Genomic DNA, 795 nt, shown 5'->3' with positions numbered 1-795 from the left:
GACGGCGATGCCCTGCAGCAGCGCCAGCCCCTTGCGCGGCACGCCGCGTTGATCGGCATCGTAATGGTTGCCGTTGTCCGAGAGCCGTTTCTGGTTGGCCATGAACTCCTCCCACCCGATGCAGCCGGGGTGAGCGTCCAGCAGACACACCGGCCAGTCCGCCGGAGACCGCGTCACCGTTCCGCTGCGCGGTGAGCCGGACCGCCGCCGGCGAGGATCCTGGACATGCCGGCCGTACACGTAGGCTCCCGCATAGGCCGGGTTCTTCAGGATGCTGAGCACGCGGCTGCTGTCGGCCGGCTGCCAGATCACCGCATGCGGGGCGGGCCCGCGCAAAGGCCGAACCGGCAACACCAGCTTGGCCTCGCGCAGCGAGCGCATGACGGCATGGGCGCTCCCCAGGTCTCGAAACAGCTGGAACACCAGATGCAAGCGGGCCTGGACTTCTTCATCGGGGTTCAGGACGATCCTGCCGCCGCGTTCTTCCACCAGCCCGGCCGGGAGCGGCTGGCGCAACTCCCCCCGTTCCGCCTTTTGCCGCTCGCCCTGGTGAAGGCGAACCTTGATCTGGTGCAGTTCCGCCTCGCTCATGATGCCGGACAGCCCCAGCAGCAGGCGGTCATGATAGACGCCCGGATCGAAGAGCCGTTCGCCATCGGCGATCAGCACGCCGAACAGCGAGCACAGCTCCACCAGTTGGTGCCAGTCCCGGCTGTTGCGGGCCAGGCGGGAGGCATCGAGACTGAGCACGAGGCCGGCGTGCCCCAGACCGACCTCGGCGATCAGGCGCTGGAA

At 68.3% G+C, this 795-nt stretch carries 1 protein-coding gene; it reads right to left on the bottom strand.

The genetic code is table 11. The features are described from left to right. Window positions 1–795 (bottom strand): recombinase family protein (locus ACSVDD_RS29700; RefSeq protein ID WP_448193006.1); only part of this gene is annotated, 795 nt, incomplete at both ends.

The organism is Azospirillum terrae (assembly GCF_053470425.1).
This window is presented reverse-complemented; position numbering and strand designations above follow the sequence as displayed.